This is a genomic window from Pseudomonas sp. USTB-Z (assembly GCF_019691255.1).
Lineage (GTDB): Bacteria > Pseudomonadota > Gammaproteobacteria > Pseudomonadales > Pseudomonadaceae > Aquipseudomonas > Aquipseudomonas alloputida.
The window spans coordinates 158,284-171,526 of sequence record NZ_JAECZP010000006.1 but is presented as its reverse complement, the minus strand read 5'-3'; the positions used below and the strand labels follow the sequence as shown (position 1 = coordinate 171,526).

12 protein-coding genes are annotated in these 13,243 nt (G+C 63.9%); 7 read left to right on the top strand and 5 right to left on the bottom strand.

Annotated features, from left to right (window positions below; genetic code table 11):
* The 3 genes from I8746_RS09630 to I8746_RS09620 form a co-directional block, all read right to left on the bottom strand.
* Positions 1-714, bottom strand: a complete 714-nt coding sequence (locus I8746_RS09630) for a GntR family transcriptional regulator (protein ID WP_003256147.1) — start codon at positions 712-714, stop codon at positions 1-3.
* Positions 715-1,126: 412 nt separating this feature from the next.
* Entirely contained in the window at positions 1,127-2,380 is a 1,254-nt protein-coding gene (locus tag I8746_RS09625) for an OprD family porin (protein ID WP_221100555.1), read from the bottom strand.
* A gap of 102 nt (positions 2,381-2,482) precedes the next feature.
* Positions 2,483-3,823 carry an MFS transporter gene (locus I8746_RS09620; RefSeq protein WP_012051962.1) on the bottom strand — a complete coding sequence of 447 codons (1,341 nt, stop codon included), beginning with the start codon at positions 3,821-3,823 and terminating at the stop codon, positions 2,483-2,485.
* 561 nt (positions 3,824-4,384) lie between these two features.
* Between I8746_RS09620 and mrdA the strand changes: the two genes are divergently transcribed.
* Positions 4,385-6,280, top strand: a complete 1,896-nt coding sequence (gene mrdA, locus I8746_RS09615) for a penicillin-binding protein 2 (protein ID WP_003256152.1) — start codon at positions 4,385-4,387, stop codon at positions 6,278-6,280.
* 42 nt (positions 6,281-6,322) lie between these two features.
* Here mrdA and I8746_RS09610 read toward each other — a convergent pair whose 3' ends face one another.
* The gene (locus I8746_RS09610; RefSeq protein WP_221100554.1) at positions 6,323-6,949 is read right to left on the bottom strand and encodes a glutathione S-transferase family protein; all 627 of its coding nucleotides are present in this window, start codon (positions 6,947-6,949) and stop codon (positions 6,323-6,325) included.
* Positions 6,950-7,228: 279 nt separating this feature from the next.
* Between I8746_RS09610 and I8746_RS09605 the strand changes: the two genes are divergently transcribed.
* Positions 7,229-7,546, top strand: a complete 318-nt coding sequence (locus I8746_RS09605) for a DUF2388 domain-containing protein (RefSeq protein ID WP_017148260.1) — start codon at positions 7,229-7,231, stop codon at positions 7,544-7,546.
* A 60-nt stretch (positions 7,547-7,606) separates the two neighbouring features.
* On the opposite strand, the gene glcC is transcribed toward I8746_RS09605, so the two are convergent.
* Complete coding sequence (glcC, locus tag I8746_RS09600) at positions 7,607-8,371, bottom strand: transcriptional regulator GlcC (protein ID WP_221100553.1); 765 nt, start codon at positions 8,369-8,371, stop codon at positions 7,607-7,609.
* Positions 8,372-8,564: 193 nt separating this feature from the next.
* Here glcC and glcD point away from each other — a divergent pair, with 193 nt between their 5' ends.
* The 5 genes from glcD to I8746_RS09575 all read left to right on the top strand — a co-directional run bounded on the left by glcD (position 8,565) and on the right by I8746_RS09575 (position 13,230).
* Complete coding sequence (gene glcD, locus I8746_RS09595; RefSeq protein ID WP_003256158.1) at positions 8,565-10,064, top strand: glycolate oxidase subunit GlcD; 1,500 nt, start codon at positions 8,565-8,567, stop codon at positions 10,062-10,064.
* Positions 10,064-11,116: a glycolate oxidase subunit GlcE gene (glcE, locus tag I8746_RS09590; RefSeq protein WP_047603078.1), complete on the top strand. Its 1,053-nt coding sequence runs from the start codon at positions 10,064-10,066 to the stop codon at positions 11,114-11,116. The genes glcD and glcE overlap by 1 nt, the downstream gene beginning before the upstream one ends.
* Positions 11,117-11,125: 9 nt before the next feature.
* The gene (gene glcF, locus I8746_RS09585; protein WP_221100552.1) at positions 11,126-12,361 is read left to right on the top strand and encodes a glycolate oxidase subunit GlcF; all 1,236 of its coding nucleotides are present in this window, start codon (positions 11,126-11,128) and stop codon (positions 12,359-12,361) included.
* Complete coding sequence (locus I8746_RS09580) at positions 12,354-12,752, top strand: heme-binding protein (protein WP_221100551.1); 399 nt, start codon at positions 12,354-12,356, stop codon at positions 12,750-12,752. Before glcF ends, I8746_RS09580 begins: the two co-directional genes overlap by 8 nt.
* 139 nt (positions 12,753-12,891) lie before the next feature.
* On the top strand, positions 12,892-13,230 hold the full coding sequence (locus I8746_RS09575) for a hypothetical protein (protein WP_004576022.1): 339 nt from the start codon (positions 12,892-12,894) through the stop codon (positions 13,228-13,230).
* Positions 13,231-13,243 lie beyond the last annotated feature (13 nt).

The window sequence follows — 13,243 nt, the reverse complement described above, 5'->3', positions numbered from 1 at the left end:
TTACGACGAGGGCAGGATGACTTTCATGCCCGCGTCCGCCGCTGCCCCACCAAAGGTTTCGGCATAGCGCAAGGTGGCATTGGCGTGCTCGCGCATGATCGCTTCGGCGCGGGCACCCTGGCGGTTGACCAGGGCGTCGAACACGGCGTGGTGCTGCATGTGGGCGAAGTTGAAGCGCCGGTACTCGCGAGCCAGGTCATGGCGGTCCACCGCCAGTGCGGTGACCGAGGCGAATGGCAGGTGATCGTTGCGCGCCAAGGCAACGGCAATGGCCGGGTTGTGGCTGGCGTCGATGATCACCTGATGAAAGCGCATGTTCAGGTCGTGATAGACCTGCAAGTCGTCTTCGCTCACAAAGCCCTTGTCGAACAGTTGATCGCCGTCGACCAGGCACTGTTGCAGCGCAGCGCGTGCTTGCACCGACAAGCCACGTTCTGCAGCCTGACGCGCCGCCAACCCCTCCAGCACACCGCGCACCTCGACCGCACCCGCGATGTCATCGGCGCTGACCGAACGCACCTGAAACCCCCGGCCACCAAAGCGCACCAGCAGGCCTTCCTGTTCGAGGGTGCGAAATGCCATGCGCACCGGCATGCGTGAAACGCCGAACAGTTCAGCGGTTGGGACTTCCATCAAGCGCTCGCCGGCCGCCAGCTCGCCCGAAGCGATCATCTTGCGCAACGCAACCAGCACCATTTGACCGGGTTTGCTCATCCAGGCGACTTCCAAAGACATGAGCGGGCATCTTAGCGCAAGCCGTGGGGTTGCTGCTGACCTGTTGTAGGAGCGGGTTTACCCGCGAAGCAGGCGACGCGAGGCATGGCACCGGCGTTGCCGGTGTTCGCGGGTGAACCCGCTCCTACGGGCAGAGCGCGCGCCAAGAAACCAACCTGTCTCAAGATATGCGCCGTAAATGTAGGAGCGGGTTTACCCGCGAAGCAGGCAACGCGGAACATGGCACCGGTGTTGCCGGTGTTCGCGGGTGAACCCGCTCCTACGGGGGCGCGCGCCAAGAAAACAACCGGGCGCAAGACATGCGCCGTAGATGTAGGAGCGGGTTTACCCGCGAAGCAGGCAACACGGAACATGGCACCGGCTGCGCCGGTGTTCGCGGCTGAACCCGTTCCTACAAGGTCAGCGGGTAGCTGACGATCAGTCGCGTCTGGTCGAAATCGCTGTTGAAGCTGCGCCGGTTGGTCGCGTTGTTCAGCCGGATGTTGAGGTTCTTCAAAAACCCGCTCTGGAAGGTGTAGTTCACCTCGGTATCGCGCTCCCACTCCTTGCCATTGCTGCCCGCCGCCGTGGTGGCGTTCTCGCCATGCCCGTACCGCACCATGGCCAGCAGCCCTGGCACACCGAGCGCGGCAAAGTTGTAGTCATAACGCACTTGCCACGAACGCTCGTCAGCATTGCTGAAGTTGCCGTTGAACATGTCGTTGCCCAGGGTTCGCCCACTGCTGCCGTACACCGACATCCACTGGCTGTCACCACTGACCTTCTGCAACCCCAGGTACAGCGTGTGCCCACTGTACGAAGCTGACAGCAAGGCGTAGCCGGTGCGGCTCTGGATGTCGCCGATGCGCGCCTGTCCGTCATCCCGGTCGATGAAGTAGCCAAGGTTAGCCCCCAACGTCCACTCCCCTACCCGCTGACTGTGCAGCAGGTTGAAGTAGCTTTGCTGGTAGATGTCCTCCAATTGCGAGTGCCAGGCGCCGATCAGTGTTCGCTGCTGGTTGAAGCGGTACTCGGCGCCGGCGTAGTTGAAGCCGTCCGAGGTGACCCCGGGCGCGGCCCAGGCAGACAGGTCCTGCATGTCCGAAGAGTGGCGCAAGCTCACGTCGCGGTACTGGCCGGCCTGCAGGCTCAGGCCTTCGATTTCCCGCGAGTCGAGCATGGCACCACGGAAGGTCTGCGGCAGCAGGCGGCCATCGTCGTAACGCAGCAGTGGAATATCCGGCAACAACTCCCCCACCTTCAGCTCGGTCGCGGACATACGCAGCTTCGCCGCCAGCCCGGCCCGACCGTAGTCGTCGGCCGCCCGCCCGTCATCGTGCACCGGCAACAGTTCTGAGCCGCTGGTACCGCCGCCGCTGTCCAGCTTCACGCCGAACAGGGCGATACCGTCCAGGCCAAAACCGATCAGCCCCGGGGTGTAGCCCGAGCTGAACTTGAAGATGAAACCCTGGGCCCACTCTTCAACCTTGCCCTTGGCGGCCCCCGGGTCGCGGAAATCGCGGTTGAAGTAGTAGTTGCGCAGTGTCAGCCCACCCTTGGCATCTTCAAAGAAGCCCCCCTCTTGCGCCCAGGCCGGCAAACCAAGGCCAAACGCCAACGAAACTGCCAGGGCCGAACGGGCCAGCGTGCAAGTTGTGTCCATCATTATTATTGTTCTCCACGTTCAATAGGCGCAGCAGACCGCCCCAAGCCAGCATGACCCGGAGCAGCAAGTTGCATTCAGATACCCGGCCAGGCCGGGTTGCACTCAGTGGCTCAGTGCATCAGCAGACAAGGCAGACGCAGGCTTGGCCGTTGGGCGCAACAGCAGCAGGCAACCCGCGGCAAGCACGAACACGCTGGCGAACACGCCATACAGATGCAGGGGTTGCCAGCCACCATCGAGCAGCACGCCAGCCACGGTCGGCGACAGGATTGCGCCCATGCGGCCGATGCCGATCCCCCAACCCACGCCGGTGGCGCGTACCGATGCGTCATAGACCACCGGCGACAAGGCATACAGCCCAGCCACGCAGCCGTTGGAAAACAGCCCGATCAGCAGGCCCAACGCCAGCGCCGCAGTGACCGAGGCGCCATTGGCCACGAACAGCACCAGCAGCGCGGCGGTAATGAGCATGAACAACGCCAGCACGCGCGTCAGTGGCCAGCGCGAAGCCAGGCCGCCGATCAGCGCCGCGCCAAGGATGCCGCCCACGCTCAACAGCACCCCGCCGGTGATGCCTTGCTGGGCCGACAAGCCGGCGGCCACCAACAGTTTCGGCGTCCAGCTCATGACGAAGTAGAAGCCGAACATGACCAGGAAGAACAGCAACCAGATCACCAGCGTGGTGCGGCGCATGGCCGGCGCCAGCAGCTGCTTGAAACCGCTGCTGGCACCTTCTGCCCGTGCGGCAACAGCCGGCAGTTGCGCCAATGCCGGTTGGCCGAGGCGCACGGCCAGGCGGTTGACCCGGGCCAGCGCATTGGCCGGCCGGCGTGCCAGCAGAAAGTCCAGCGACTCTGGCAACCACAGCAGTACCAGCGGGATTACCAGTACGGTGACGATGCCGCCAAACAGAAATACCGAGCGCCAGCCCCAATGCCCCAGCAGCCATACCGCCAGCAAACCGCCCAGGGTCGCACCCAGCGCATAGCCAGTGGACTGCAGGCTCACCGCCAAGCCGCGCCAGCGTTTGCTGGCATATTCACTGGCAATCACATTGCTGCTGGCCAGGATGCCACCGATGCCCAGCCCGGTCAGGCCACGCAGCAGCGCCAGTTGCAGCGGGCTCTGGCTCAGTGCCGAGAGCAGCATGCCGATACCGGACAGCGCCAGGCACAGCAGGATCAGCGGGCGTCGGCCAAAGCGGTCAGCCCACGGCGCGATGAACAATGACCCGGCCGCCATACCGAACAAACCGGCACTGAGCAGGAGCCCGACCTGCGCCCCATTCAGGCCCCACTCGGCAGACACCGAGGCGGCGGTGAAGGCCATGACCAGCACGTCGAAGCCATCGATCATGTTGAGGATGATGCAAATACCAATGGCCAGGCACTGAAAGCGCCCCATCGGGTCGTTGTCCAGACGTTGCTTGAGATCGGTATTCATGGGGTCACCTGCCGGCCAGGCTTGGCCACAGGCGAGAGGAACGATGCGCACGCGCAGGCGCAACGGGAGGAACCCTGACGGTTCAGTGCCGCTGGATAGCCATTCATGACTGGACCCTTTTTGTAATTGTTATCGCATACGGCAGGAGGGCTCCGGCCGTTGTCAGGCGCTAATCAACCAGATAATGGATCCACAGACAACGTTACGAAAGCACTGCCTATCAATCAGGCGCGACCAACCTCAGCTCATCGTTAGGCAAAATCATATTTTTTATTTTTAAATTCAATAGTTTATAAATTTACAACCAAAGAAACTTGATGTTCGATTAACGAACACAATCGAATTATGGATCCACAAACCATCAAAAACCACCCTTTGACTCACCACCATGACTACGCAATGAACAAATCTTCATGTTCCCCCTCAGCGCCCTGATCATGGGGCGCACAGCCGATGCCAGCCAGCCGGCAGCCGGGACTCGCCTTGAGGGTGCGGTACGGGTTGCGTAGCATCCGCGGCCCGATCGCGCGCGTATTGCCACCCCTCAGGATCGATTCACAGATGCCGCAACCCATCCCGCTAAAGGACCACGAAAAGGAAAAACACTTGGTCAACCGTCGGCTTCTGGCCTGCGCTGCCATGGTGTTCAGCCTGTGTGCTGTCCTGGTGGGCCGGCTCTATGTGCTGCAAGTGCTGCAGCACGACCAACAAACGGCCGTGTCGGAAAACAACCGCGTGCACGTGCTGCCCATCGCCCCCGAACGCGGGCTGATCTATGACCGCAACGGCGTGGTACTGGCCGACAACAAGCCCAGCTTCGACCTGACCATGACCCGCGAGCGATCAGGCGGCGACTCGGCCAAGGTGCTCGACACCCTGACGCAGGTGCTGGGCCTGACCGAAGACGACCGTAAGCAGTTCGACAAGGACCTGCGCCGTGGCCGCAAACCGTTCGAGCCCGTGACCCTTATGGTGGGCTTGAGCGAGGAGCAGATCGCCCTGGTAGCGGTGAACCAGTTCCGCCTGCCGGGCCTGGAGGTGGAGCCGCAGTTCATCCGTGAGTACCCACTGGCCGGGCATTTCGCGCATTCAGTGGGCTATGTGGGGCGCATCAACGAGAAAGAAGCCAAGACGCTCGACAGCACTGAGTACCGCGGCACCCAATCGATTGGCAAGACCGGCATCGAGCGCTTCTACGAAAGCCAGCTGCATGGCCACGTGGGCTACGAAGAGGTCGAGACCAACGCTCAGGGGCGGGTGATGCGCGTGCTCAACCACAAGGACCCGACCCCTGGGCAGGATATAGTCCTCACCCTGGACGCCCATTTGCAGATAGCCGCAGAAAAAGCGCTGGGTGACCGCCGTGGCTCGGTGGTGGTATTGGACCCGGCCAATGGTGACGTACTGGCGATGGTCAGCAACCCCAGCTTCGACCCCAACCTGTTCGTCAAGGGTATCAGCTTCAAGCAGTATGCCGCGCTGCGCGACTCCATCGACCGCCCACTGTTCAACCGCGTCCTGCGCGGCCTGTATGCGCCTGGCTCGACCGTGAAGCCTGAAGTGGCCATCGCTGGCCTCGACAGCGGGGTGATCACCCCTGGCAGCCGGGTGTTCGACCCGGGCTACTACGAACTGCCCAACTATGACCACAAGTACCGCAACTGGAACCGCAGCGGCGACGGCTGGGTGGACATGTACACCGCCATCATGCGCTCCAACGACACCTACTTTTACGACCTGGCGCACAAGCTGGGCATCGACCGCCTGCACGACTACATGGCCGAGTTCGGCCTGGGCCAGAAGGTGTCGCTGGACATGTTCGAGGAAGCCTCCGGGCTGATGCCCTCGGCCGAGTGGAAGCGCGCCACACGACGCCAGGCCTGGTTCCCGGGCGAGACGCTGATCCTTGGCATTGGCCAGGGTTACATGCAGGTCACCCCCCTGCAGCTGGCCCAGGCCACCAGCCTGCTGGCAAGCAAGGGCGTGTGGCACCGTCCGCACCTGGCCATGACCGTGGGTGGCGATACGCCGATCGACCCAAACCCCATGCCCGACATCGTGCTGCACGACAAGCATGCCTGGGACCAGGTCAGCCAGGGCATGCAGATGGTCATGCACGACCCGCGCGGCATTGCCCGCGCCGCAGCGGCAGGCGCGCAGTATCGGATCGCCGGCAAGAGTGGTACCGCGCAGGTGGTGGCGATCAAGCAGGGTGAGCGTTACAACCGCAACAAGACCCTGGAGCGCCACCGCGACAACGCCCTGTTTGTCGGCTTTGCTCCGGCTGAGCACCCCAGTGTGGTGGTGGCGGTCATGATCGAGAACGGTGAGGCTGGAGGCCGGGTCGCAGGGCCGGTGGTGCGGGAAGTGATGGATGCTTATCTGCTGGATGAGCAAGGGCACCTGAAGCCGGAGTATGCGGGCGGCGCACCCACTCGGGGTGTGCCACACACATGATTTGGCGTAGCCGCTGTGCAGGCGGCTTTAGTCGCGAATGAGTCAGGATGCCGTGCGCGGCATCAGCTCATACGGGTGTTTCCACCCCGGCAGCGCCTGGATACGGGCTTTCCAGGCCTCGATGTGCGTGAACGCTGCCAACAGGATACCGGTGTCTTCTGGCATGAACACATACCCCGCCAACGACAGGTCGGCGATGGTCAACCGACCACCAACCATGAATGGCGTCTTCGCCAGGTGCGCGTCGACAATACGGTAAGCCGCCGTGGCACGCTCGCGCAGGAACCGCGTGACATCGGTTTCGCCGGTGTTCTTCAGGCAGAACAGAAAGCGCAGCGCAGCGTAATAGCTGGTGAACTTATGGTTGTCGAACAGCATCCACCGCCAGATCTCACGCTTTTCATCTTCATCGCGAGGCCCGAACTGGCCGGTCTGTTCGGCAAGGTATTCGAGGATCAGCGCAGACTGGGTGAAGCGCTTGCCAGCGTGTTCCATCACCGGCACCTCGCCCTGCTCATTCACCTCATCGCGCCAGGTCTGCTCACGCGTCTGGCCATGGAAGAAGTCGACGAACACCGGCTGCCAGTTCTGGCCGGTGAGTTCAAGCATGAGCGCAGCCTTGTAGGCGTTGCCGGATTCGGCGAAGCAATGCAGCCTGTAGTCGGACATGGGCGAACCTTCAGTTTCCTTTGAATGATCGGCAGGGCGCTCTGCGGGTTTGCCCGCGAAGCCCTCCACCCAAGCAAATCACGCGCGTCCCGACGCGGTCAATCCACGACGCGCTCCGTCGACACCTTGAAACCGTGCGTTCAGCCACATCATCAGCGGCAGGTGCACCTTCATCCCCGCCACGCTCCTGCCAGCAGAAGGGAACTACCCGAACGCCTCAACCGTCTTAGACACTGAGTGGTTTATTTCCCTGTGCTTCACGTTACTGGAGAACACGACATGCGCCACCTACTGCTCGCCCCTGCGCTGCTGCTCCTGGTGCCTGCCGGTGCTGCCCTGGCCCGCGTCGATGCGGGCGACGTCGCCACCTCGGCCGGTATTTCCGCTTCGCTGTATTCGACCTTCAAGGATGACAAACGGATCATCCCGGCCCGTGACGAACTTTCAGCGTTCGTCGCCAGCGGCGGTGCCATCCGCGGCGCCTATGTGGAGTCGGCGCTTGAACAGGCCCGCAAGGACCATCCTGGGTTGCAGGCCAACGATGAAGAGCTGGCCCGGGCCATCCTGTCGCAAGATGACCCTGTGGCTGACCATTGAGTAAACCTGTACCGGCCCTTTCGCGGCGGTTCGACGCGAGAGGGCCGATACAAGGCCGCTTCACGCCCAGCCATCCATACGCATGGTCGCCCTGACCAGGCGCTGCTCTTCCTGCTCGATCTCCCGCAAACTGTCGCGTATGCCGTTGATATGCTCACGCGCCGCCCGCTGCGCCTGCTCGGGCAGTTGCTCCATGACTGCGCGGTACAACCGCGCATGCTGCCGATCAATCTGGCGTTTCTGCGCTGGCCGGCAGTACAAGTTGTTGACCGACGCAAACACCGTGCTCAACGTCAGGTCACTGAGCGATTGCAGGGTATGCACCAGCACCGGGTTATGCGACGCCTCACTGATCGCCCGGTGAAAGGCATGGTCACGGCGGGCATGCTCACGGGCATCGAGCGCCTGCGCAGCCTCGTGCGCAGCCAGCATTTCTTCGTAGCGCCGGCGGATCAGCAGGCGGTCGACGTCGGTAGCCCGCAACGCCGCCAGCCGCGCCGACTCAGCCTCCAGCAACGCCCTGACCTCCAGCAGGTCGAACAGCGTGCGCGGTTGCGAACTGAACAGGTGCATCAAAGGCGTAGCACCCACCTGCCCGGTGAGATCGGCGACGAACGAACCCCGCCCCTGTTCAGTGTCGATGATGCCGCGCCCACGCAGAACGCGCAGGCCCTCACGCAAGGCCGAACGTGAACAGCCAAGTTTTTCCACCAGCCGCCGCTCCGATGGCAGCGCCTGGCCCACCTTGAGCACGCCTTCGACGATAAGCCGCTCGACCCGTTCGGCCACCTGGTCGGCAACCTTGGCCTTGCCTTCAGTACCCACTGCGCACCCCCTGCTGGTAGGACCACTTTGACTTATAGCGCCAATCTAGCCAGACAGAACCGTGAATAAACAGTACTGCCCGAAGAAACTGGTAGGACCAGTCAACATCTCACTCGACCCCAAACGCTAGCACGCGCACGCTGCATCGGTGACCGCTTCGCCAACAACAACAAAAACCGTTGCGAGTGAGCCAATGAATATCCTGTACGACGAACGCGTCGATGGCGCGCTGCCCAACGTGGACCTGGCCGCCCTGTTGCAGGCGCTGCGCGATGCCCTGCCGGATCTTGAAATCCTGCACCGCGACGAAGACCTCAAACCGTACGAATGCGACGGCCTGTCGGCCTACCGCACCGTGCCACTGCTGGTGGCGCTGCCCGAGCGCCTGGAGCAGGTGCAGACGCTGTTGAAGCTTTGCCACCAGCGCGGCGTACCGGTGGTTGCGCGTGGCGCCGGTACCGGCCTGTCTGGTGGTGCCCTGCCGCTGGCCAAGGGCATCCTGCTGGTGATGGCGCGCTTCAACCGTATCCTCGAGGTCAACCCGCAGGGGCGTTACGCCCGCGTGCAACCGGGCGTACGCAACCTGGCCATCTCCCAGGCCGCCGCACCCCATGGTATGTACTACGCACCCGACCCTTCCTCGCAAATTGCCTGCTCAATCGGTGGCAACGTCGCCGAAAACGCCGGTGGCGTGCACTGCCTCAAGTACGGCCTGACCGTACACAATGTGCTCAAGGTGGACATCCTTACGGTCGAGGGCGAACGCCTGAGCCTCGGCAGCGATGCCTTGGACAGCCCCGGCTTCGACCTGCTGGCATTGTTCACCGGCTCCGAAGGCATGCTCGGTATCGTCACCGAAGTCACTGTCAAGCTGCTGCCCAAGCCCCAGGTGGCGCGTGTGATACTGGCCAGTTTCGACAGCGTCGAGGACGCCGGCCGGGCAGTCGCCGACATCATCGCTGCCGGCATCATTCCCGGCGGCCTGGAGATGATGGACAACCTGGCGATCCGCGCCGCTGAAGACTTCATCCATGCCGGCTACCCGGTGGACGCGGCGGCGATCCTGCTGTGCGAACTGGATGGCGTGGAAGCCGATGTTCACGACGACTGCGCGCGCGTCGCCGCCGTGCTGACCCAAGCCGGGGCCCGCGAGGTGCGCCTGGCCTGCGACGAAGCCGAGCGCGTTCGCTTCTGGGCCGGGCGCAAGAACGCCTTCCCGGCCGTGGGGCGCATCTCCCCAGACTACTACTGCATGGACGGCACCATCCCGCGCCGCGAGTTGCCACGGGTGCTCAAGGGCATCAGCGACCTGTCCGCGGAGTATGGCCTGCGGGTCGCCAATGTGTTCCATGCCGGCGACGGCAACATGCACCCTTTGATCCTGTTCGATGCCAACCTGCCCGGCGAGCTGGCGCGTGCCGAAGCGATCGGCGGCAAGATTCTGGAACTGTGTGTGAAGGTGGGCGGCAGCATCACCGGTGAACACGGCGTAGGGCGCGAAAAGATCAACCAGATGTGCGCGCAGTTCAACAGCGACGAAATTACCCTGTTCCACGCGGTGAAGGCCGCCTTCGACCCCCAGGGCCTGCTCAACCCCGGCAAGAACATTCCCACCCTGCACCGCTGCGCCGAATTCGGCGCCCTGCACGTGCACCAGGGGCAACTGCCCTTCCCCGAGCTGGAGCGCTTCTGATGAGCATGGAGCGCGACATGAGCCAGACGCTGTTGGAGCAGGTCAACCAGGCGCTGAACGAAGGTACGCCGCTGCGTATCCAGGGCAGCAACAGCAAAGCGATGCTCGGCAACCCGGTGGCCGGCGAAGTACTCGACACCCGCAACCACCGCGGCATTGTCAGCTACGACCCCACCGAGCTGGTACTCACGGCCCGCGCCGGTACCCCCCTGCGCGAGATCGAGGCCGCCCTGCACGAGGCCGGCCAGATGCTGCCCTGCGAACCACCCCACCTGGGCCCCGAGGCCACCTTGGGCGGCATGGTCGCGGCCGGGTTGTCTGGCCCGCGACGGCCGTGGGCCGGGTCGGTGCGCGACTTTGTACTGGGTACACGGGTGATCACCGGCCACGGCAAGCTGCTGCGCTTTGGTGGCGAGGTGATGAAGAACGTCGCCGGCTACGATGTGTCACGCCTGATGGCGGGCAGCTTCGGATGCCTGGGGCTGCTGACCGAGGTTTCTTTGAAAGTGCTGCCACGGCCGCGCCTGTGCCTGAGCCTGCGCCTGCCGATGGGCCGCAATGAAGCGCTGGCCGAGCTGGCCGAATGGGGCCAGCAACCGCTCCCGATCAGCGCCGCCTGCCATGACAGCGAAACGCTGTACCTGCGCCTGGAAGGCGGCGAAGGGTCGGTGCAATCGGCACGCCAGCGGTTGGGGGGCGAAACGCTCGATAACCGCTTCTGGAGCGACCTGCGCGAGCAGCGCCTGGCGTTCTTTGCCGACGCCGCCCCCCTGTGGCGCCTGTCCGTACCCACCGTCACCGGCGAGCTGGACCTGCCCGGCCAGCAACTGATCGACTGGGGGGGTGCCCAGCGCTGGCTCAAGACCTGCGCACCGGCGCAGGCCATTCGCGACCAGGTCGCCAGGGTGGGCGGCCACGCCACCTGCTACGCCCCCGGTGCAGCCAGCAGCCCGCCGCTGCCGGTTGCACTGATGCGCTATCACCGCGCCCTCAAGCAGCAGCTCGATCCCCAGGGGGTGTTCAACCCTGGTCGCCTGTACCCGGACCTGTGAGGCCAGCCCATGCAAACCAACCTTAGCGAAACCTCGCGCCGCCTGGCCCGCGCCGACGAAGCCGAGCGCATCCTGCGCACCTGCGTACATTGCGGTTTCTGCACCGCCACCTGCCCCACTTACCAGTTGCTGGGCGACGAACTGGACGGCCCGCGCGGGCGCATCTACCTGATCAAGCAGATGCTCGAAGGCGAGCCGGTCACCGCCAGCACCCAATTGCACCTGGACCGCTGCCTGACCTGCCGCAACTGCGAAACCACCTGCCCATCGGGGGTGAAGTACCACGACCTGCTGGACATCGGCCGCGCAGTGGTCGAGCAGCAGGTGCCACGCCCACTCGGCCAGCGCCTGTTGCGCCTGGGCCTGCGTGCGGTGGTGCCGCGCCCGGCACTGTTCAAGGCCCTGACCCGCAGCGGCCAGGCGTTGCGCCCGCTGCTACCGGCCTCACTCAAACGCAAGTTGCCGGTGCAGGTAACGACACCCGGCCCGCGTCCGGCAGTGCGCCATGCGCGCCGGGTACTGATGCTGGAAGGTTGCGTGCAGCCAGCCCTGTCACCCAATACCAATGCCGCGGCTGCGCGGCTGCTCGACCGCCTGGGCATCAGTGTGCAACCCATCCTGCAGGCCGGATGCTGTGGCGCGGTGGACTATCACCTGAATGCTCAGGAGCAAGGCCGGCAGCGGGCACGGCGCAATATCGACGCCTGGTGGCCCGCCATCGAAGCGGGTGCCGAGGCGATCGTGCAGACCGCCAGCGGCTGCGGCGCGTTTGTCCGCGACTATGGCCATCTGCTGGAGAAAGACCCCCATTACGCTGCCAAGGCGGCACGGGTCAGTGCACTTTCCCGCGATCTGGTGGAAATCCTGCGCGATGAGCCGATCGAACAATTGGCCCTGTGCGCCGAACAGCGCCTGGCCTTCCACTGCCCATGCACCCTGCAGCACGCACTGAAGCTGGGCGGCGCGGTAGAGGCGTTGCTGACACGGCTTGGCTTTACCCTGACCTCGGTGCCCGATGGCCACCTGTGCTGCGGCTCGGCAGGGACCTATTCGCTGACCCAACCTGAACTGTCACTGCAACTTCGCGACAATCGTCTGAATGCGCTGGAAAGCGGTAAACCGCACATCATTGCCACGGCCAACATAGGCTGCCAGGCCCACCTCGATGGGGCTGGACGCACACCCGTGCGCCACTGGATCGAAATCGTCGAAGCCGCCTTGAACCCGGAGCCCGCCCATGCTTAGCAAGTTCGCTATCGGCCAGACCGAAATCGCCCGCGTACTGACCGCCGCCCGCCAGGAAGCCCAGGCCCGACAATGGAGCGTGACCATCGTCGTGGTCGACGACGGCGGCCACCCACTGGCCCTGGAACGCCTGGACGGCTGCGCACCGGCCAGTGCCTACATCGCGATGGAAAAGGCCCGCACCGCCGCACTGGGGCGCAAAGAGACGCGGGATTATGAAGACATGGTCAATGGCGGCCGCACGGCCTTCGTGACCGCTCCCCTGCTGACCAGCCTTGAAGGTGGCGTGCCGCTGCGGGTGGCAGGCCAGGTGGTGGGCGCCATTGGTGTATCCGGCGTCAAATCCGAACAGGATGCCCAGGTGGCCAAGGCGGGGGCTGCTGCCTTGTAGACCCTGGGGTTCGACCACCGCCCAGCATCTTAAGACGTTTCCTACGCCGCCCTCAGAAGCGCCCTACTTGCTGCCTCTGCCCACAGAAAACATGATCGGCACTGGAGGACGCAAGGTCGCGATCCAGAGGAGGCTCCGCATGCACCCGTACGCCCGCCCCATCGCCGAACTGCGCAGCAGCCTGCGCGAAATGCTGGCCCATGACATGACCAACCCCGACAACGACCCGCACTTGTCGGGGGTCATGTTCTTCTGCGCCACCGATGAACATTCCCGGCAATTGATCGAACGCATCGAGTTGCTGGCCAGCGAGGTGTTCTTCGACGCGAACGGGCGGGCCATTTCAGAGCATATGAAAGCTTCGGCGGTTGAAGGCGTGCGCATCAAGCGCAACCGCAACGCGCCGGAGGATGAAACCGTGATACGCATTGCCCTGGCAGAAAAAGGCTATATCACCGTCAGCACCGCTCGGCTCTGAGCGGTTGGCTCGG